The organism is Variovorax sp. UC122_21, assembly GCF_044056785.1.
Taxonomy (GTDB): Bacteria; Pseudomonadota; Gammaproteobacteria; order Burkholderiales; family Burkholderiaceae_C; genus Variovorax.
On the sequence record NZ_CP172003.1, the window covers coordinates 215,978 to 234,664 of the forward strand.

At 71.1% G+C, this 18,687-nt stretch carries 18 protein-coding genes; 13 read left to right on the forward strand and 5 right to left on the reverse strand.

The window, feature by feature from the left end; translation table 11 throughout:
* Nucleotides 1-82: 82 nt before the first annotated feature.
* Nucleotides 83-496 carry a transcriptional repressor gene (locus tag ACHMXE_RS01100; protein ID WP_203207140.1) on the forward strand — a complete coding sequence of 138 codons (414 nt, stop codon included), beginning with the start codon at nt 83-85 and terminating at the stop codon, nt 494-496.
* A 27-nt stretch (nt 497-523) separates the two neighbouring features.
* Here the strand turns inward: ACHMXE_RS01100 and ACHMXE_RS01105 are convergent, their stop codons facing one another.
* Both ACHMXE_RS01105 and ACHMXE_RS01110 read right to left on the reverse strand, forming a co-directional pair.
* Entirely contained in the window at nt 524-1,282 is a 759-nt protein-coding gene (locus ACHMXE_RS01105) for an SDR family oxidoreductase (protein WP_209539612.1), read from the reverse strand.
* Nucleotides 1,283-1,319: 37 nt separating this feature from the next.
* Complete coding sequence (locus ACHMXE_RS01110) at nt 1,320-2,378, reverse strand: SMP-30/gluconolactonase/LRE family protein (protein ID WP_395346363.1); 1,059 nt, start codon at nt 2,376-2,378, stop codon at nt 1,320-1,322.
* Between the two features lie 135 nt (nt 2,379-2,513).
* Here ACHMXE_RS01110 and ACHMXE_RS01115 point away from each other — a divergent pair, with 135 nt between their 5' ends.
* Complete coding sequence (locus ACHMXE_RS01115) at nt 2,514-3,431, forward strand: LysR family transcriptional regulator (protein WP_395346365.1); 918 nt, start codon at nt 2,514-2,516, stop codon at nt 3,429-3,431.
* Between the two features lie 13 nt (nt 3,432-3,444).
* Here ACHMXE_RS01115 and ACHMXE_RS01120 read toward each other — a convergent pair whose 3' ends face one another.
* Complete coding sequence (locus ACHMXE_RS01120) at nt 3,445-4,215, reverse strand: IclR family transcriptional regulator (protein WP_395346366.1); 771 nt, start codon at nt 4,213-4,215, stop codon at nt 3,445-3,447.
* A gap of 120 nt (nt 4,216-4,335) precedes the next feature.
* On the opposite strand from ACHMXE_RS01120, the gene ACHMXE_RS01125 reads away from it, so the two are divergent.
* From ACHMXE_RS01125 to ACHMXE_RS01170, 10 genes are all read left to right on the forward strand, one after another.
* Nucleotides 4,336-4,998, forward strand: a complete 663-nt coding sequence (locus ACHMXE_RS01125; protein WP_203207135.1) for a cysteine hydrolase family protein — start codon at nt 4,336-4,338, stop codon at nt 4,996-4,998.
* A 4-nt stretch (nt 4,999-5,002) separates the two neighbouring features.
* Nucleotides 5,003-5,953: a polysaccharide deacetylase family protein gene (locus tag ACHMXE_RS01130; protein WP_395346368.1), complete on the forward strand. Its 951-nt coding sequence runs from the start codon at nt 5,003-5,005 to the stop codon at nt 5,951-5,953.
* The gene (locus ACHMXE_RS01135) at nt 5,950-6,894 is read left to right on the forward strand and encodes a polysaccharide deacetylase family protein (protein ID WP_395346369.1); all 945 of its coding nucleotides are present in this window, start codon (nt 5,950-5,952) and stop codon (nt 6,892-6,894) included. The genes ACHMXE_RS01130 and ACHMXE_RS01135 overlap by 4 nt, the downstream gene beginning before the upstream one ends.
* Complete coding sequence (locus tag ACHMXE_RS01140) at nt 6,884-7,732, forward strand: transporter substrate-binding domain-containing protein (RefSeq protein WP_203207132.1); 849 nt, start codon at nt 6,884-6,886, stop codon at nt 7,730-7,732. The genes ACHMXE_RS01135 and ACHMXE_RS01140 overlap by 11 nt, the downstream gene beginning before the upstream one ends.
* Before the next feature lie 34 nt (nt 7,733-7,766).
* Nucleotides 7,767-8,504 carry an amino acid ABC transporter ATP-binding protein gene (locus ACHMXE_RS01145; protein ID WP_395346371.1) on the forward strand — a complete coding sequence of 246 codons (738 nt, stop codon included), beginning with the start codon at nt 7,767-7,769 and terminating at the stop codon, nt 8,502-8,504.
* Between the two features lie 28 nt (nt 8,505-8,532).
* Nucleotides 8,533-9,213, forward strand: coding sequence for an amino acid ABC transporter permease (locus ACHMXE_RS01150; protein WP_395346373.1), 681 nt, complete (start codon nt 8,533-8,535; stop codon nt 9,211-9,213).
* Between the two features lie 31 nt (nt 9,214-9,244).
* Entirely contained in the window at nt 9,245-9,910 is a 666-nt protein-coding gene (locus tag ACHMXE_RS01155; protein ID WP_395346374.1) for an amino acid ABC transporter permease, read from the forward strand.
* Nucleotides 9,911-9,948: 38 nt separating this feature from the next.
* The gene (locus ACHMXE_RS01160; protein WP_395346375.1) at nt 9,949-10,713 is read left to right on the forward strand and encodes an aspartate/glutamate racemase family protein; all 765 of its coding nucleotides are present in this window, start codon (nt 9,949-9,951) and stop codon (nt 10,711-10,713) included.
* Nucleotides 10,714-10,741: 28 nt separating this feature from the next.
* Complete coding sequence (locus tag ACHMXE_RS01165; RefSeq protein ID WP_395346376.1) at nt 10,742-11,482, forward strand: aspartate/glutamate racemase family protein; 741 nt, start codon at nt 10,742-10,744, stop codon at nt 11,480-11,482.
* 79 nt (nt 11,483-11,561) lie between these two features.
* Entirely contained in the window at nt 11,562-13,685 is a 2,124-nt protein-coding gene (locus tag ACHMXE_RS01170; protein ID WP_203207127.1) for a bifunctional diguanylate cyclase/phosphodiesterase, read from the forward strand.
* 19 nt (nt 13,686-13,704) lie between these two features.
* Here ACHMXE_RS01170 and ACHMXE_RS01175 read toward each other — a convergent pair whose 3' ends face one another.
* The gene (locus tag ACHMXE_RS01175; RefSeq protein WP_395346377.1) at nt 13,705-15,075 is read right to left on the reverse strand and encodes an MFS transporter; all 1,371 of its coding nucleotides are present in this window, start codon (nt 15,073-15,075) and stop codon (nt 13,705-13,707) included.
* Nucleotides 15,076-15,187: 112 nt separating this feature from the next.
* On the opposite strand from ACHMXE_RS01175, the gene ACHMXE_RS01180 reads away from it, so the two are divergent.
* Complete coding sequence (locus ACHMXE_RS01180; RefSeq protein WP_395346378.1) at nt 15,188-16,057, forward strand: LysR family transcriptional regulator; 870 nt, start codon at nt 15,188-15,190, stop codon at nt 16,055-16,057.
* Between the two features lie 10 nt (nt 16,058-16,067).
* Here ACHMXE_RS01180 and ACHMXE_RS01185 read toward each other — a convergent pair whose 3' ends face one another.
* Nucleotides 16,068-18,614 (reverse strand): PAS domain S-box protein, encoded by a 2,547-nt coding sequence (locus tag ACHMXE_RS01185; RefSeq protein ID WP_395346379.1) that lies wholly within the window; start codon nt 18,612-18,614, stop codon nt 16,068-16,070.
* Nucleotides 18,615-18,687: the final 73 nt, after the last annotated feature.

Consider the following 18,687-nt stretch of genomic DNA (forward strand, 5'->3'; position numbering starts at 1 on the left):
GTCGTTTTTTGCTAGCCATCGGTTCACCGGCCAGCCATGCATTTTTTTCCCACGCCGACGAACATCGACCGGACGCACGCGCATGGACGAGCACGCCGCCGCTCCCGACCTGAAGCAGACCGGGCTCAAGGCCACCCTGCCGCGCCTGAAGGTGCTGGACCTGTTCCGCACCAGCAAGCAGCGGCACATGGCGGCGGAAGACGTCTACCGCCAGCTGCTGGCCGAGCAGACCGACCTCGGCCTGGCCACCGTCTACCGTGTGCTGGCCCAGTTCGAGCAGACGGGCCTGCTCAAGAAGAGCCAGCTCGGCAACAACAAGGCCGTCTACGAACTCAACGACCGCGAACGCCACCACGGCCACCTGGTGTGCACCAAGACCGGCGACGTGCTCGAGTTCTTCGACCCCGAGATCGAGAACCGCCTCAAGGTCATCGCGTCGGAACTGGGTTTCGAGCTCTCCGACTACGTGGTCACGGCCTTCGGCGCGCGGCGTTAGCCGGTTCGACCGTGTCCCGCGCGCGCCTCAGTGCGAGAAGCGCCGCGCCCCGCCATCGACGTGGATCACCTGGCCCGTGATGTAGCGCGCCAGCGGCGAACACAGGAACGCCACCAGCACCGACAGGTCCTCGGGCTCGCCGATGTAGCCCGCGGGACAGTTCTCCTCCACCCAGCGCCGCTGCGCTTCCTCGGTCGGCAGCAGCTTGTGGTCGACCTGCTCGGAGTGGATGCGTCCCGGCGGAATCGAATTGATCGTGATGCCGTCCTTCGCGACGTGGCGCGACAGCGCCTTGGCCCAGATGTGCGTCGCGCCATTGGGCGGCACCGCGCCGTTGATCGCCACCGGCTCGTCCCCGCCCGTGATGTTCACGATGCGGCCGAAGCCGCGCGCGCGCATGTCGTCGATCAGCGCATGGGTCAGCTCGCGCGCCGCATGGAAGTTCAGCGCCATCGCGTCCTCCCATTGGCGCGCCGTGCCGAGTCCTTCGAAGGGCCGCGAGCCTCCCGCGTTGTTCACGAGGATGTCGGCGCTGCCGAAGGCTTCCAGCACCGCGGCGCGCACCACGGACGGCGTGTCGGGCTGCGTGATGTCGCAAGCCAGCACCAGCGGCCGTTCGAAGCCCTCGGCCGCGAGCGCGTCGGCGACCGCCTCGAGCCGCTCCCTGCCGCGCGCGACGATGGCCAGCCGGGCGCCCTCCTGGGCCAGCGAGCGCGCGATCGCGCGGCCCACGCCGATGCTCGCGCCGGTCACGATCGCGACCTTGCCGGAGAGTTTGAGATCCATGTTCGATGCACTCCTGTTGCGTTGATGAATGAATGGGTCAGGGCAGCCCCGCGACGCGCGTGCGCAGCCTGTAGACGCTGGTCGGCGAGGTGATGAACAGCGTGCGGCGGTCGGCATCGCCGAAGGCGAGGTTGGTGGCGGCCTCGGGCAGCGCGATGACGCCGAGCGGCCTGCCGTCGGGCGCGACGATCCACACGCCGCCCGGGCCCGTGAGCCACAGGTTGCCGCGCGTGTCGACCTTCATGCCGTCGGTGATGCCCGGCGCCGGCTCGGCGCTCAGGTCGATCAGCACGCGTGCGTCGCCTAGCGTGCCGTCGGCGCGCACCTCGTAGCGGCGCACCTTGCGGTCGTCGCTGCCGTCGACATACAGCAGCCGGTGGTCGGGCGAGAAGGCCAGGCCGTTGGGCGCGGCGATGTCGTCGACCAGCCGCGTGACCTTGCCCTCGCGCAGCATGAACACGCCCGCGCGCTCGAGCTCGCGCGTCGGATCCTTGTCGAGCTTCAGCAGGCCGCCGAACATGTCGGTGAAGTAGATCGAGCCGTCCTTGCGCACCACCAGGTCGTTGGTGCCGCTGAAGCGCCGGCCCTCGAAGCGGTCGGCCAGCACCGTGCGGCCGCCGTCGCGCTCGATGCGGTCGATGGAGCGTCCGGCCCAGGTCGCGATCAGCAGCCGGCCCTGCCGGTCGCGCGCCAGACCGTTCGAGCCGCTGAGGTTGAACTGCTCGAAGCCCGCGTCCCCGGCATCGCGCAGGTTGTTGAACGGCATGCCGACGCGCCAGAGGTCCACGCCGCGGTAGCCGCTGCGCTCGAGGAACACGCTGGCCTTGCCGTCGCGGTCCAGCTTGTAGACCACGTTCGCGGGAATGTCGCTCACGAGCAGATGGCCGCCCTTCGCGTCGCCGATCCACAGCGGCCCCTCGGCAAAGCCGAAGCCGGTCGCCAGGCGCTCCAGCGGCGCGTCGGCCGCGAGCAGCTCGGCGACGGCGGGGTCGCGTGCCTCGAGCTTCAGGGGCAGCACGGTGGCGGCGCCGGCCTGCAGGCACAGCGCGCCGAGAGCCAGCACGGCGGCGATACGGAAGAAAGCGATGGTCGTCATGGCGGAAGAAGAAAGCGTCGTCGGGGGAGCCGCAGTATTCGGCAGCGCCGAATTGGAGACAATCGCGGGAATTTCAGTCCTGCCGTTTCCATTCGGAAACAATCCGACTTCTCGCTACTTTCGAGGTTTCCCGCCATGAGCGACCACCTTCCCGAACAGATGGCCGGCATCGCCGTGTTCGCCTGCGTCGTCGAGGCCCGCAGCTTCACCGGCGCCGCGCGCATGCTCGGCACCAGCAAGTCGGCCGTGAGCAAGCAGATCGCAAGGCTGGAAACGCTGCTCGACGTGCAGCTGCTGCGCCGCACCACGCGCAGCCTGAGCCCCACCGCCGCCGGCCAGACGCTGTACGACCGCACCGCCGAGGCGATCGCGCTGTGCCGCAGCGCGGGCGGCGAGGTCGCCTCGCTGCTGCAGCGGCCGATGGGCCTGTTGCGCGTCACGGCGCCGATGACGCTCGGGCGGCTGGTGGTCGCGCCCGCGCTGCCGGCCTTCCTCGAGGCCTATCCCGAGATGCGGGTGCAGCTGGTGCTGCTCGACCGGGCGGTGGACCTGGCGGAAGAAGGCTTCGACATCGCGATCCGCACCACGCGCGAGCTGCCCGCGGGCGCGGTCGCGCGGCCGCTGGGCAGCACCGCGTACCTGCTGTGCGCGGCGCCCGGCTATCTCGCGCGCGTGGCCGCGCCCGCCAGCCCCGAGGACCTGGCCGCCCTCAACTGTCTGCGCTACGGCGAGGGCGAAACCCACCAGCTCTGGCGCTTCGACGGCGCCGATGGCCCGCGCGACGTGCGCGCCGTACGCGTGAGCGGCAATCTGCTCGTCAACAGCAGCGAGTCGCTGCGCGACGCGGTGCGCCAGGGGCTTGGCGTGGCGCTGCTGCCCGATTTCGTGGTCGACGAGGACCTTCGCCAGGGCAGCATCGTGCGGCTGCTGCCGGACTGGACCGTGCGCCCGCCCTTCGGCCCCACGATCTCGGCGGTGTGGCTGCCCGACCGGCACCTGCCGCCGAAGATGCGCGTGTTCGTCGACTTCATGGTCGAGCGGCTGAGCCGCTGAGCGGCGCAGGCTCCTAGCGTCCGCGCAAGCTGCGCGCCAGTGCCTGCGCGGCCTCCTGCAGCACCGGAATGCTCTTGTCGATGGTGGCCCCCACGAGCCGGTTGACCGGGCCGATGATGCTCAGCGCGCCGACGAAGGCATCGCCCTGTCCGTGGACCGGCACCGCGATCGCGTTCGCATCGGGATTGCGCTCGCCATAGGACACGTAGAGCCCGTCGCGCCGCACCGCGTCGTACTTCGCGCCCTTGGCGCCGGTGAAGGCCATCAGCACGTGCGCGCTCGCGCCGCGGTCCATCGGCAGCTCGGCGCCCTCCTCCACGTGATGGCCGATCGAACTCGCGGCGAAGCGGCGGTACAGGCAGATGCGCCGGTCGCCCTCGCGGATGTAGAAGGCCGCGGTCTCGCCCAGGCGCTCGACGAGGCGGTCGAGCACGGGACGCACATGGCGCTCGAGGTCGAAGGTGTTCTGGTAGAGCACGCCGAGCCGCCACAGCGAAGGCCCGAGGCGGAAGAAGCCGTCGTCGTCGCGGTGCAGGTAGCCGAAGTGCTCGAGCGAATGGAAGAGCCGCAGCACGGTGCTCGGATAGAAGCCGGTGCGCGCCGATATCTCGCTCAGCGGCATGCGCGGCGTGCCGTCGGCGAAGGCCTCCAGCACCGACAGCGCGCGCTCGACGGCCTCGACGCGCGGCTTGTCCCTGGTCTCGGCCTCGGCCTGCGAATCGGCCTGTGTATCGGCCGCGGCCGCGGTCTTGCGCGCGGCCGTTGTCTTGCCCTTGGGCGTCATGTCCATGCTCCTCGGGGTCTGCCCCAGTTTGACTTTGTGGAAAGAGCTCGCCTATGATTTTCTATCAGAGAGAAATAAATTCTACCAGATAGAAATTCAGAACCGAAAGCGATCCACAGCATGCGCACCATCCAAGGCGTTCCCGTCCTCGACACGCTGGCCGAACTGGTCGACCCGCGGCACACCGCCGTCGTGGTGATCGACATGCAGAACGACTTCTGCCACCCCGACGGCCACTTCGCGCGCAACGGCAAGGACATCGGCGCCATCGCCGCCTCGGTGCCCGCGCTCTCGGCCTTCGTGCGCGAGGTGCAGGCGCGGCAGGTGATGGTGGCCTTCATCCGCCAGCTCACGCTGCCGCACGGCCTGAGCGATTCGCCGGCCTGGCTGCGCTTCAAGTGCCGCGACGGCAAGACGCCCGAGTACACGCTCAAGGGCAGCTGGGGCGCCGAGCTGGTCGACGGGCTGGTGCCCGGCCCGCGCGACGTGGTGGTGGAGAAGTTCCGCCCCGACGCCTTCGTGCGCACGCCGCTCGACGGCCTGCTGCGCGCCCGCGGCATCCAGACCCTGGTGCTGGTCGGCAACTCGACCGAGGGCTGCGTGGAGTCCACGCTGCGCGGCGGCTCCTACCACGACTACTACATGGTGACGGTGCCCGAGCTGCTGAGCAGCACCAGCGCCGCGCTGCACGAGGGCTCGCTGCAGTTCATGCGCGCCCGCTATCCGCATGCCACCGCCGCCGAAGTGCTGGCGACCTGGCCCGACGCCCCCGCGACGCGCTGACGCCATGCAGGTGCGCGACCCCGACCGCCTGCGCGGCGGCTCCATCTTCCAGCGGCCCCGGCTCACGCTGCCCGGCGGCGCGCGCATCGCGGTCTGGGTCTGTCCCAACCTCGAGCACTACGAATGGCTGCCCGACCCGGTGCGCGTGCGCGACCCCTGGCCGCGCATGCCGCATCCCGACGTGCTCGGCTACGGCGCCAAGGACTACGGCAACCGCGTCGGCGTCTGGCCGATCTTCGAGCTGTTCGATCGCCTCGGCATCCGCGCGACGGTGTCGCTGAGCGTCGCCAACTTCGAGCGCTATCCGCAGATCATGGAAGCCTGCGAGGCACGCGGCTGGGACACGATGTGCCACGGCATCTACAACACCCAGTACCTGTGGGACCTCGACGAGGACGCCGAGCGCGCGCTGATCGCGAACTGCGTCGAGCGCTTCCGCCGCCTCACGGACCGGCGCATGGCGGGCTGGTTCTCGCCGGCCATCTCGCACACGCTGCGCACGCCCGACCTCGTGGCCGAGGCCGGCTTCAAGTACTACTGCGACCTCTACCACGACGACCAGCCGACACCGATCGCGGTGCGCAGCGGCAGGCTCATCAGCCTGCCCTACCAGACCGAGCTCAACGACGCGGTGCTGCATGCCGGCGCCGCCGAGGGCCCCGAGTTCCTGCGCATCGCGCAGGACATGTTCGACACGCTGTATGCCGAGGGCGAGGTGCAGCCGCGCGTCATGAACATCGCGTTCCACCCGTACATCATGGGCCGGCCGCACCGCCTGCGCTACCTCGAGGCGGCGCTGCGCCACATCGCCTCGCACGACAAGGTGTGGTTCGCCACCGGCGAGGAGATCGCCGACTGGTACTACGCCAACGGCTACGAGGCCACGCTGGCGGCCGATGCGGCACGCGATGCAACTCGCGATGCCCTCCGTACGCAAACGGGAGCCGCGCCATGAGCGGCTCGCCCCTGCCCTGCGCGCAGCCGGCGCCGCGCGGCATGGACCACGCGCTCTACGACTTCGAGCCGCTGCCCGCGCGCCCCGCGCTCTCGTTCGGCACGCGCCGGCTCGCGGCCTGCCTGGTGCTGCAGCTCGAGCACTGGGAGCTCGCGCCACCCGAGGGCAGCCTGCGCGACCCGCGCTTCAAGGGCGAGTTCGGCACCTTCGCGCCCGAGTTCCGCACCTGGAGCGCGCGCGCCTATGGCAACCGCGTCGGCGTCTGGCGCATCCTCTCGCTGCTCGACGAATTCGGCGTCGCGCCCACGGTCGCGCTCGGCGCGGCCGTGGTCCAGACCCATCCCGAGCTGGTGGCCGAGATCGTGCGGCGCGGCTGGGAGGTGGCGGTGCACGGCTTCTCGGCCAACCGCATGATCAGCGCGCGCATGGACGAGGCCGAGGAGCGCGCGTTCATCGTCGCCTGCCGCGACATCGTCGCCTCGGCCTGCCCCACGCCGCTGCGCGGCTGGCTCGGCCAGGACCACGGCTTGACGCCGCGCACCGGCGCGCTGCTGCGCGAAGCGGGCTTCGCCTACACGCTCGACTGGCCGAACGACGACCAGCCCTACTGGCAGGCGACCGGCGAGCTGCCGCGCGGGCTGGTCGCGCTGCCCGCGCCCACCGAGCTCGACGACGTGCAGACCATCGCCCTGCGGCGCATCGCGCCCGAGCGCTTTCCCGGCCTGGTGCGCGACATGCTCGACGGCGCCGCGGCCCTGCCCGAGGGCCGCGTGTTCTCGATCGGCATCCATCCCTGGCTGTTCGGTGCGCCGCACCGCATCCGCTACCTGCGCCAGGCCCTCGAGCTGCTGCGCGAACGCAGCGACCTGCTCGTCACCACCGCGGGCGACATCGCCGACCGATTCATCCACTGCTCCAAGGAAAGACCGCATGTTGCATAGCTCACTCAAGGCGGCACTGCTCGCGCTCGGCCTCGTGGCCTTCACCGCCTCCACCGCGCTCGCGCAGCCGGCGCCGCTTCGCACCGCGGTCGACCCCGTGGCCGCGCCCTTCGCGATGACCAGGCTCAGCGGCGGCCTCGAGGGCTTCAGCATCGACCTGCTCGCGGCCATCGGCACGCAGCTGGGACGCAGGATCGACGTCGCGGCGATGCAGTACTCGGGCGTGTTCCCCGCGATGCAGGCCGGCAACATCGACTTCGTCGGCGCGCCCGTCACGGCCACGCCGCTGCGCGCCGAGAGCATGATCTTCACCGAGGGCTTCCTCAACACCGACTACCAGTTCGTGACGGCCGCCTCGGCGCCGCTCGAAACGCTCGAGTCCTACCGCGGCAAGACCATCTCGGTCAACAAGGGCGCGGCCTACGACGCCTGGGCGCGCGCGCAGGCGCCCACCACGGGCTGGATCGTCGAGTCCTACGGCACCACCAACGACGCCATCGCGGCCGTGATCTCGGGACGCAGCGCGGCCGCGCTCACCAACACCACCGAGGTCGCCTGGGCGGTCAAGAAGAACCCGCGGCTGCGGCCCGGCTACCGCCATGCGACCGGCGAGGTGTTCTCGATGGCCTTCCGCAAGGACTCGGTCGCGCTGCGCAACGAGGTCGAGGGCGCGCTCGAATGCCTCAAGGCGCGCGGCGAGGTCGCCAGGCTCTACGAGAAGTGGTTCGGCGTCGCGCCCGCGGCCGGCTCGGTCGCCACCACGGTCGAACCCGGCTACGGCGTGGCCGGCCTGCCCGGCCACGACGCCGCGCCGCATCCGGCGAACTGCAAGAAATGAAGGCCGCGGCCATGACCCGACGGAAGTGCCCCGCATGAACGCGCCCATCCTGCAGATCCACGGACTGCGCAAGCATTTCGGCGGCAACGAAGTGCTCAAGTCCATCGACCTGTCGATCGCCCCGGGCGAGCTGGTCTTCATCATCGGCCCCTCGGGCTCGGGCAAGTCGACCCTGCTGCGCTGCTGCAACCGGCTCGAGGAACCCGATGGCGGCTCGATCACCGTCGACGGCGAGGACCTGCTCTCGCCGCGCACGAACCTGAACCTGCTGCGCCAGCGCGTGGGCATGGTGTTCCAGCAGTTCAACCTCTATCCGCACCTTCGCGTGCTCTCCAACGTGACGCTCGCGCTGCGCAAGGTGCGCGGCCTGTCCGCCGCCGAGGCCGACCGCGCGGGCCTGGCCGCGCTGGAGCGCGTGGGCCTGGCGCACAAGGCCAGGGCCTATCCGGGCGAGCTCTCGGGCGGGCAGCAGCAGCGCGCGGCGATCGCGCGCGCGCTGGCGCTCGAGCCGAAGATCATGCTGTTCGACGAGCCCACCTCGGCGCTCGATCCCGAGCTCGTGTCCGAGGTGCTGCAGGTGATGCAGGAGCTCAAGAAGACCGGCGTCACCATGGTCGTGGTCAGCCACGAGATGCGCTTCGCGCGCGACGCCGCCGACCGCATCGTCTTCATGGAGCACGGCGTGGTCGTCGAGCAGGGCTCGCCCGCGCAGATCCTCGCGGCGCCGCCGGGCAGCCGCGCGCGCGACTTCATGACCGACGCGCTGCATTGAGAAGAACGACAAGAGAGAACCCGGCACCATGGAATGGCAACGCTTCCTCGAGGTCTTCGCGAACCCCGCGATCTTCCGCACCTATGGCCCGAACATCGCGGCCGGCGCCGTGGTCACGCTGCAGGTGGCCGCGGCGGTCATCGTGACCGGCATCGCGCTGGGCCTGGCGCTCGCATCGGTGCGCGTCTACCGCATCCGTGCGCTGAACCTGCTGATCGTCGGCTTCGTCGACATCTTCCGCGCGCTGCCGCCGCTGGTCGTGATCCTGCTGGCCTTCTTCGGCCTGCCGAACGCGGGCCTGAGCCTGTCGGCCTTCGTCGTGCTGTGGCTGGTGCTGAGCCTGGTGCTCGCAGCCTTCGCCGAGGAGATCTTCTGGGCCGGGCTGCTGTCGGTGCCCAAGGGCCAGTGGGAGGCCGCGCGTTCCACCGGCCTGGGCTTCACGCAGGCCTATGTCTACGTGGTGCTGCCGCAGGCCCTGCGCATCACGGTGCCGCCGCTGACCAACCGCACCATCGCCATCACCAAGAACTCGGCGCTGGGCACGGTCATCGGCGTGCCCGAGATCCTCAACCAGGCCTCGACCGCCCAGTCCTTCAGCGGCAGCGGCACGCCGCTGTTCATGGCGGCCATCGCCTACCTCGCGATCTTCGTGCCCTTCGTCGCGCTGGGCCGCGCGATCGAACGCCGCTTCCGCTGGAAGCGCCGCTGACCACCCGCGCCACCGTGCCGCCAGGACCGCCATGAACCAGCTTCTCGAACAGTTCTTCGACCTCTCGATCATGGCGGAGGTCTTTCCGCTGCTGATGCAGGGGCTGTGGGTCACGTTGCTGATCTGCCTGTGCACCATTCCCGTGGGCCTCGCCTCGGGCCTGCTCGCGGCCATCGCCGGCGGCGCGCGGCAGCGCTGGCTGCGCTGGCTGGTGGTGGTCTTCGTCGACCTGTTCCGCTCGCTGCCGCCGCTGGTGATCCTGATCTTCACCTACTCGGGCCTGCCCTTCTTCGGCGTGCGGCTCTCGCCGTTCGCGGCGGTGTGCGTGGCGCTCGTGCTGAGCATGACCAGCTACTTCTGCGAGGTGTTCCGCGCCGGCCTCGAGTCCGTGGGCCCGGGCCAGCGCGAGGCCGCCGCCTCCACCGGCCTCGGCCGCTTCACCACCCTGGCCTACATCGTCGTGCCGCAGGCCGTGCGCAACGTGCTGCCCGACCTGGTCTCCAACATCGTCGAGGTCGTCAAGCTCACCTCGCTCGCGAGCGTGGTGGCCATGCCCGAGCTGCTCTACAACGCCGACATGGCGCGCGCAGCCACCTACAACGCCACGCCGATGTTGCTGGCCGCGCTGATCTACCTGGCCATCCTCTGGCCCGCGGTGCGGATGCTGAGCCGGCTCGAGCACCGGTCCGCGCACTGAGCGACGAACGCCATCTCCCGCGACACCGAGGTCTCCAAGTGACACGCATCCTGGTCATCGTCCCCTTCCCGCTCGACGCCCACAACCTCGCGCAGCGCCGCGAGCAGTCGCGCGCCGTGCAGCTGCAAGGCGGCACCACGCTCGAGTACCGCACGACCAAGGTCGCGCCCTCCAACTACGTGAGCGGGCACGACTCCGTGATCGCCGAGCTGTCGATCCTCGAGGTGGGCCTCGGCGCCGAGCGCGATGGCTTCGATGCCGTGTGCATCGACACCATGAGCGACACCGGCATGACCGCGCTGCGCGCCGCGCTCGCCATTCCCGTGATCGGCCCCGGCCGCCACGCGATGCTCACGGCGATGATGCTCGGGCGCCGCTTCTCGATCCTCACCATGTGGGACGCCTGGCAGCCGCTGTACCGCAAGACCATCGCCGAGCTGGGGCTGCAGGCGCATTGCGCCTCGGTGCGCGCCGCCAACCTGCGGCCCGACAACCGCAACCTGCTGGCCGGCAAGGAGGAGGAAGTGTTCCCGCGGCTCGAGGAGGTGGCGCTGCAATGCGTGCGCGAGGACGGGGCCGACGTGATCATCCTCGGCTCGACGACCATGCACCAGGCGCATCCGCACCTGGCGCAGCGGCTGCCGGTGCCGGTGGTCAATCCCGGCCCGCTGAGCTACGCACTGGCCGAGGCCGCGGTGCGGCTGCGCGCGCCCCACAGCCCGCGCGCCTATCCGCCGCAGGCCGCGCCGCGGCCCGAATGGCTCGCCGCGGTGCTCGCGGCCGGCGCGCGCGCCGAGGCCTGACACCCCCTCCTCCTTCGACGAACCCGCCATGACCCGCATCCTCGTCCTGCAACCGCACGCGTTCTCCGAGCCCGCGATCGCCGCGCCGCGACCGGCCTTCGAATCCGACATCGACGCAACGTACCGCGCCGTCGGCGGCGCCTGGAGTGCCGCCGGCGGCTTCGTCGACGCCGCGCTCGAGGACCTCGCCGTGTTCGAGGCCGGCCGCCATGCCGCCGAGGAAGGCTTCGATGCCGTGTGCGTCGATGCCCTCGACGACGGCGGCGCGAACGCGCTGCGCTCGATGCTCGCGCTGCCCGTGCTCGCCACCGGCAAGACCGTGGCGCTGCATGCGCTCACGCTCGGCGGCCGCTTCGCGCTGATCGCCGGCACGCGCGAACGCGCCGTGCGCGCCGCCGCCGCGCAGCGCCAGTGGGGCATCGAGCGCCACTGCGCGGCGCTGCGCACGGCCGAGCCGGATGCGCCGCATGCGCTGCGCGCCACGCTGTGGGAATGCCTCGATCAGGGCGCCGAGGTGCTGTGCTTCGACAGCGGCGCGCTGAGCACCGCGGCGCGCAAGATCGCGCCCGACTTCCCGCTGGCCCTGCTCGATCCCGTCGAGGTGACCGTGCGCCTCGCGCAGGCGCTGGTCGCCGTGTCGCTGTCGCACAGCCGCACGGCTTCGCCGGCGCCGCTGGTGCCGAAGCTGGCGGTGATCGAGGCGATGGCGAGGCAGGCCGTCTCCCAGGCGACACCCTGGACCCGGCCTTCCGTCCCCGCGCGCGACTAGCCGGGAGTGCCCGGTTCCACGGCACGGCCACTCGCCCCCGCGTCAACCCCTTGTTACAAGCTCGCGAGATACTCGGGAGGTGAACGCCCCGTCTCTTTTTCTCCCGTCCCACCACGACCCGCTGATCGTCGCGGCCTCCCTGCTGATCGCCACCCTGGCTTCCTTCGTCGCGCTCGATTTGTCGCGGCGCATGCGCGGGCCGCGCGGGGATTTCCAGCCGCTGTGGTGGAGCGTCGGCTCGGTGGTGCTGGGCACGGGGATCTGGTCGATGCACTTCGTGGGCATGCTGGGCTTCACGCTGCCGATCGAACTCGGCTTCTCGGGCTGGTACACCTTCCTGTCGTGGGTCGCGGCGGTCGCGGCCTCGGGCGTGGCGCTGTGGGTCGCGAGCCGGCCCAACTACAGCCTCGGGCGGCTGGGCCTGGCCTCGCTGGTCATGGGCGGCGGCATCTGCGCCATGCACTACATCGGCATGGCGGCGCTGCAGATGGCACCCGGCATCCTGTGGCAGCCGGTGATCGTGGCGCTGTCCGCGCTGATCGGCATCGGCGCCTCGGCGGTGGCGCTGCTGATCATGCGCAACCTGGGCCGCGTGAGCGCCGCCCGGCGCCCGGCCGTGCAGCTGCTGGCCGCGCTGGTGATGGGCGTGGCGATCTGCGGCATGCACTACACGGGCATGGCGGCAGCGAATTTCGCGCCCGATTCGGTCTGCCTGAGCGCGGGCGAGCTGCATGGCGCCGGGCTCACGGTGATCGTGGTGCTGGCGTCGTGCGTGCTGCTGCTGGGCACGCTGCTCGGCTCGATCCTCGAGGCGCGCATGCAGATGGTCACGCAGCGCCTGGCGCTGTCGCTCGAGGACGCCAATGCCGAGCTCACCCATGCCAACCGCGAGCTGCAGCGCCATGCCTTCACCGACGCGCTGACCGGCCTGCCCAACCGCGTGCTGTTCGAGGACCGGCTCGAGCACGCGCTCGCGCGCATGGCGCGCGTCAACCAGCCGCTGGTGAAGGAACGCGTGGCGATCCTGTTCGTCGACCTCGACGGCTTCAAGCCGATCAACGATTCCTTCGGCCACGCGGCCGGCGACGAGATCCTGCGTGCCGCGGCCAGGCGGCTGACGGAGGTCGCGGGCGACGGCGACACGGTGGCGCGCATCGGCGGCGACGAGTTCCTGCTACTGCTCGAGGGCGTGAGCGATGCGGCCGAGGCTGCCCAGGTCGCCAACCGCGCGCTGCGCAAGCTGGCCGAGCCCTTCTCGCTGCAGGACAAGCCGCTGCAGATCGCCTGCTCGATCGGCATCGTGGTCTATCCCGGCCAGGGCGAGCCCGACAAGCTCGTGGCCAATGCCGACGCCGCGATGTACATCGCCAAGCGCGCCGGCGGCGCGAACTACGTGATGTTCGAATCGCACATGGGCTCCGACGTGGCGGCGCAGCTGCGGCTGCAGAGCGACCTGCGCCGGGCCGTCGACCTGAACCAGTTCGAGCTGCACTACCAGCCGAAGATGGACGGGCGCGACGGTTCGCTCAGCGGCGTGGAAGCGCTGGTGCGCTGGAACCACCCCGAGCTCGGCCTGATCGGGCCGATGCAGTTCATCGGGCTGGCCGAGCGCTTCGGCATGATCGTGCGCCTGGGCGACTGGATCCTCGACGAGGCCTGCCGGCAGATCGCGCAGTGGCGCACGCAGGGCCTGTCGATGCCGGTGGCGGTGAACCTGTCTGTGATGCAGCTGCGCGAGGTCGATTTCGTCGAGCGCGTCGAGCGCGCGCTGACTCGGCATGCGGTGCCGGCCTCGCTGCTGCTGTGCGAGATCACCGAGTCGGTGGCGATGGAGGACATCCGCGCCACGCAACGCACCTTCGAGGGCCTGGCGGCCGTGGGCGTGTTCCTGTCGATCGACGATTTCGGCACCGGCTACTCGAGCCTGAGCCAGCTGCGCCGGCTGCCCGCGCGCCAGGTCAAGATCGACCGCAGCTTCGTGCAGGACCTTGAATCCAAGGAGGATTCGCGCGCCGTGGTCGACGCCGTGATCCGGCTCGCGCACGCGCTGGGCCTGAGCGTGGTGGCCGAGGGCGTCGAGAACGAGGCCCAGCGCGACATCCTGCTGACGATGGGCTGCGACGAGCTGCAGGGCTTCCTGTACTCGCGCGCGCTGCCGGCCCCGCAGCTGTTCGACTGGCTCGCGGTGCGCGCCGCGGCCTGAGCGCGGCCCGCCGCCGCCTTCATCGGCCGCGCGGCAACGGCGCGAGCCGCCACCAGCACAGCGCGCAGCCCAGCAGCAGCAAAACGGCGGCGATGCCCGCCGACAGCTGCATGCCGCGCAGGAAAGCCTGCGGCGCGGTGTGGCGCACCAGGTGGCCGAACACCGCGACCCCGAGCAGCCCGCCGACCTGGCGCGCGGCGTTCAGCACGCCCGAGGCGATGCCCGCGCGCGAGGCCTCGACCGAAGACAGCGCGAGGTTGGTCATCGTCGGCACGCACAGCGCCGTGCCGCTCGCGGCCAGCAGCATCGGCAAGACCAGCCAGGCATAGGCGCCCTCGATGCGCACCGGCAGCAGCAGCGCATAGCCGCAAGCCGCCAGGCCCAGCCCCATCGCCATCAGCCGCCGCGCGCCGATGCGCGTGACGAGCCGGCCCGCGAGCACGCTGGCGCCCATCAGCACCAGCGTCATCGGCAGGAAGGCCAGGCCGGTCCGCTGCGGCGACAGGTGCTGCTGGACCTGGAAGAACAGGCTGAAGACGAAGACCAGCCCGTAGTAGCCGAAGTTGACGACCACGCCGCACAGGGAGGCGATCGCGAAGGCGCGGATGCGCAGCAGGCCCAGCGGCAGCATCGGCGCGGCGCTGCGTGCCTCGATCCAGACGAAGGCCCCGCCCGCCGCGAGCGCCAGCAGCAGCCCGCCCGCGACCCAGGCGCTGGTCCAGCCCAGCCGCCCGGCCTCGACCAGCGTCGCCGTCAGCGCGGCGAGCGCGAGCACGGCCGCCAGTTGCCCGGGCCCGTCGAGGCGCCGCGCATGGCCCGGCCCGTCGGCGGGCACGTGGCGCATGGTCAGGGCCCCGGCCAGCAGGCCGATCGGCAGGTTGATCAGGAAGATGCTGCGCCAGCCCCCGTGCGCGACCAGCACGCCGCCGAGCACCGGCCCGGCCGCCATCGCGATGCCGCCGATCGCGCCCCACCAGCCGATCGCGCGGCTGCGCTCGGCCGGGTCCGCGAAGGCCCGCTGCAGCATCAGCAGCGAGTTGGGCACCAGCAGCGCCGCGCCGACGCCCTGCAGCAGGCGCGCCGCCACCAGCGTGCCGAGCCCGGGCGCCGCGCCGCAGGCGACCGAGGCCACGGTGAACAGCGCGAGGCCGCCGAGGTAGATGCGGCGCGGCCCGAAGCGGTCGCCGAGCGCGCCGCTGCTCAGCAGCAGGGCCGCGAACACCAGCGTGTAGGCATTGACCACCCATTGCAGCCCGGCCACGTCGGTGCGGAACTCGCGCAGCAGCGCGTCGAGCGCGACATTGACCACGCTCACGTCGAGCAGCACCACGACGAAGCCCAGCGACGCGGCCACCAGCGTGCCCCGGCGCGACGACGATCCGGTTCGCATGTTCCACCCTTTGCATCCGTGAAGAGGAGGCGATGGTGCGCCGCGGCGCTCTGTGCGTGAACTCCCTAAAATCGCGGACTCACTGCGAGAAAACGCACAGATAGAGAACACCATGTTCGACTGGGAGAACCTGCGCCATTTCCTGGCCGTCGGCCGCGCCGGCACGCTGTCGGGCGCCGCGCGTTCGCTGGGTGTCGACCATGCGACGGTGAGCCGCCGGCTGGCGGCGCTCGAGGCCGAGCTGGGATTGCCGCTGGTGGAGCGGCTGCCGCGCGCCTGTCGGCTGACGGCCGCGGGCCTCGAGGTCTTCGAGCAGGCCAAGGCGATGGAGAGCGCCTCCTTCGCCATCGCGCGGCGCAGCCAGGCGCGGCAGGTGTCGCTGCGCGGCAAGGTGACGTTGAGCGCCTCGCCGGTGCTGGCCACGCACTTCCTCGCCGCGCGCATGGCGGACTTCCATGCGGTCTACCCGGACATCCAGCTGTCGGTGCGCTCCGAGGCCCAGCAGGTCTCGCTGAGCCGCGGCGAGGCGGACCTCGCGCTGCGCCACGTGCGGCCCAGCGAACCGAACAACATCGCGCGCCGCGTCGGCCGCATTCCCTTCGCGCTCTATGCGGGCCGCGACTACCCCGCCCTCGCGGAGCCCGCGCGCTGGACCTTCATCGCCTACGACGACCGCTTCGCCGACATGCCCCAGCAGCGCTGGCTGCTCGGCAACGCGGGCGAGCGCCCGGTGAGCTGCGAACTCGGCGACATCAGCAGCCAGCTCGTTGCCGCGCGTGCCGGCGCCGGCGTCGCGGGCCTGCCCTGCTTCCTCGGCGACGCGGAGCCCGCACTGGTGAAGCTCGAGCCCGGCGGCGAGCCCTTCGAGCATGCGATCTGGCTGGTCACGCACCGCGAGCTCAAGCGCTCGGCCACGGTGCGCGCGGTGATGGACTATCTCGCCCGGGCCTTCGCCGACAGCGAGGCGCTGCGGCTGCCCTGATCGCCGCGTCCTAGGACGCGTCGAGCACCTCGCGCACCCGCACCGCCAGTTCCTCGATCGTGAAGGGCTTGCCGATCAGGTGCACGCCCGCGTCGAGCACGCCGTTGTGGACCACCGCGTTGCGCGTGTAGCCGGTGGTGAACAGCACCTTGAGTTCGGGCCGCCGCCGCAGCGCCTCGTCGGCCAGCTTGCGGCCGTTGGTCTCGGGCATCACCACGTCGGTGAACAGCAGCTGGATCTCGGGATGGGCATCGATGAGCTTCAGCGCCGCCACGGCGCCATCGGCCTGCAGCACGCGGTAGCCGAGCTCGGTGAGCGCCGCGACCGTCAGCTGCCGCACCGCGGGCTCGTCCTCCACCACGAGGATCAGCTCCTCGGTGCCGCCCAGCGGCGTGTCGGGGGCGGCCTCGGCCTTCTCGTCCTCGGCGGGCGCACCGAGCAGGCGCGGCAGGTAGACCTTCACGGCCGTGCCCTCGCCGACCTCCGAATAGATCTTCACGTGGCCGCCCGACTGCTTGACGAAGCCGTAGACCTGGCTCAGGCCCAGCCCCGTGCCGCGGCCCACCTCCTTGGTGGTGAAGAAGGGATCGAAGGCCTTGGCGACCACTTCGGCGGCCATGCCCGCGCCGGTGTCGCTGACGGCGATCATCACGTACTGCCCGGCCGAGAGACCGAGGTGCTCGACGGCATAGCGCTCGTCGAGGTGGGTGTTGGCGGTCTCGATGGTGAGCCGCCCGCCATCGGGCATGGCGTCGCGCCCGTTGACCGCGAGGTTGAGGATCACGTTCTCGAGCTGGTTGGGGTCGGCGTGCGTGCGCCACAGGCCGCCGGCCAGCACGGTCTCGAGCTGGATCGCGCCGCTGAGCGAGCGGCGCAGCAGGTCCGACATGCCCGCCACCAGCCGGTTGGCGTCCAGGGATTCGGGGCGCAGCGGCTGCTGGCGCGAGAAGGCGAGCAGCCGTTGCGTCAGCAGCGCGGCGCGCTTCGCGCCGTCGCGCGCGGCCTCGACATAGCGCCGGGCGCGCGTGTCGTCGGCCGCGAGCTGGCGGCCCAGCAGGTCGAGCGAGCCGATCACCACCGCGAGCATGTTGTTGAAGTCGTGCGCGATGCCGCCGGTGAGCTGGCCCACCGCCTCCATCTTCTGCGCCTGGCGCAGCGCCTCCTCGGTCTTGAGCCGCTGCGCGACCTCCTCGGCCACGCGGTGCTCGAGCGAGTCGTTGAGCTCGAGCAGCGCGCGCTCGGCGCGGTGGCGCTGGGTCACGTCCTGGAACAGCACCGCGACCTGGCGGCGTTCGGGCGGCTCGACGCGGAAGGCCGCGAGCTCCAGGAACCGGCCGGTGCGCACCAGCTCGCGCTCGAAGCGCACCGGCTCGCCCGTGAGCAGCACGCGGCGGTAGATCTCGACCCAGCCGTCGGCCTCGTCGGGCACCATCTCGCGCACCCGCTGGCCCACCACGTCGGCGATGCCCGCATTGGCCAGGTAGGCCGGGTTGGCCGTGACGTGGATGTAGTCGCTCATCGGGCCGTGCGGCCCGTCGAGGAATTCGATGACGCAGAAGCCCTCGTCGATGGTCTCGAACAGGGTGCGGAACTGCCGGTGGCTCTCGCGCAGCGCGAGTTCGGCCGCCTTGCGCTCGGTCAGGTCGAGCATGGCGCCGATCATGCGCAACGGTTGGCCCTGCGCGTCGCGCAGCACCGTGCCGCGGTCGAACACCGCGGCATAGCTGCCGTCCTTGCGCAGGAAGCGGTACTCCTGCGTCCAGGCCGTCCCGCCACCGTCGATCACCGCATGGATGCCGGTCTCGACGCGCTCGCGGTCCTCGGGATGGATGTGGCCGAGCCACCAGTCGGCACTGGTCTCTTCTTCCGTGTGGCCGAACAGCGTGGTCAGCGCCTGGTTCCAGACCACGTGGCCGTCGGACAGGCGCCAGTCCCAGACCGCGTCGTTGGTGGCCAGCACCGCGAGCCGGTAGCGCTCCTCGGTCTCCCTGCGCTGCGCCTGGCGCCGCGTGGCCTCGTCCTCCTTGTCGGCGAGCCGGCGCCGGGCCAGCACCTGGGCGGTGGTCTCCCAGACGGTGCACAGCAGGCCGCGCACGGCGCCCTGCTCGTCGCGCAGCGGCGCATAGGAGAAGGTGAACCAGGTCTGTTCGTCGTGCCCGTCGCGGTTCACGACCAGCGGCAGGTCCTCGCGACGGACCGGGCTGCCCGCCAGTGCCGTGTCGATCAGCGGTCCCACATCGGGCCAGATCTCGGACCAGACCTCGGCCAGCGGCGCGCCCAGGGCTGCCGGGTGTTTGCCGCCGAGCACCCGGGCGTACAGCTCGTTGTAGACCATGCCCAGCTCCTCGCCCCAGGCCAGCCACATCGGCAGGGCGGAATCGAGCATCAGCGACACCGCCTGGCGCAGCGGGCCGCTCCAGCCCTGCGGCGGGCCGAGCGTCGAGCGCGTCCAGTCGTGGTCGCGCAGGAGCCCGGCGGCGAACGTGCCGTCCGGGTGGAAATGTCCTCCGTGCTGCAGTGCGGTGCCAGGTCCGCCGTATGTCTCGCCGTTCTTCATGAGTGCGTCCGCGTGCTGGGCGTATCCCTCGATCCGCCTTCCAGGCCGGTATCGTAGGGGCGCCGCGGCCCTT

Bases quoted from the DNA above. Each gene is read 5' to 3' on its own strand.
- ACHMXE_RS01100 (WP_203207140.1), top strand. From the start codon at position 83: ATGGACGAGCACGCCGCCGCTCCCGACCTGAAGCAGACCGGGCTCAAG.
- ACHMXE_RS01105 (WP_209539612.1), bottom strand. From the start codon at position 1,282: ATGGATCTCAAACTCTCCGGCAAGGTCGCGATCGTGACCGGCGCGAGC.
- ACHMXE_RS01110 (WP_395346363.1), bottom strand. From the start codon at position 2,378: ATGACGACCATCGCTTTCTTCCGTATCGCCGCCGTGCTGGCTCTCGGC.
- ACHMXE_RS01115 (WP_395346365.1), top strand. From the start codon at position 2,514: ATGAGCGACCACCTTCCCGAACAGATGGCCGGCATCGCCGTGTTCGCC.
- ACHMXE_RS01120 (WP_395346366.1), bottom strand. From the start codon at position 4,215: ATGACGCCCAAGGGCAAGACAACGGCCGCGCGCAAGACCGCGGCCGCG.
- ACHMXE_RS01125 (WP_203207135.1), top strand. From the start codon at position 4,336: ATGCGCACCATCCAAGGCGTTCCCGTCCTCGACACGCTGGCCGAACTG.
- ACHMXE_RS01130 (WP_395346368.1), top strand. From the start codon at position 5,003: ATGCAGGTGCGCGACCCCGACCGCCTGCGCGGCGGCTCCATCTTCCAG.
- ACHMXE_RS01135 (WP_395346369.1), top strand. From the start codon at position 5,950: ATGAGCGGCTCGCCCCTGCCCTGCGCGCAGCCGGCGCCGCGCGGCATG.
- ACHMXE_RS01140 (WP_203207132.1), top strand. From the start codon at position 6,884: ATGTTGCATAGCTCACTCAAGGCGGCACTGCTCGCGCTCGGCCTCGTG.
- ACHMXE_RS01145 (WP_395346371.1), top strand. From the start codon at position 7,767: ATGAACGCGCCCATCCTGCAGATCCACGGACTGCGCAAGCATTTCGGC.
- ACHMXE_RS01150 (WP_395346373.1), top strand. From the start codon at position 8,533: ATGGAATGGCAACGCTTCCTCGAGGTCTTCGCGAACCCCGCGATCTTC.
- ACHMXE_RS01155 (WP_395346374.1), top strand. From the start codon at position 9,245: ATGAACCAGCTTCTCGAACAGTTCTTCGACCTCTCGATCATGGCGGAG.
- ACHMXE_RS01165 (WP_395346376.1), top strand. From the start codon at position 10,742: ATGACCCGCATCCTCGTCCTGCAACCGCACGCGTTCTCCGAGCCCGCG.
- ACHMXE_RS01175 (WP_395346377.1), bottom strand. From the start codon at position 15,075: ATGCGAACCGGATCGTCGTCGCGCCGGGGCACGCTGGTGGCCGCGTCG.
- ACHMXE_RS01180 (WP_395346378.1), top strand. From the start codon at position 15,188: ATGTTCGACTGGGAGAACCTGCGCCATTTCCTGGCCGTCGGCCGCGCC.
- ACHMXE_RS01185 (WP_395346379.1), bottom strand. From the start codon at position 18,614: ATGAAGAACGGCGAGACATACGGCGGACCTGGCACCGCACTGCAGCAC.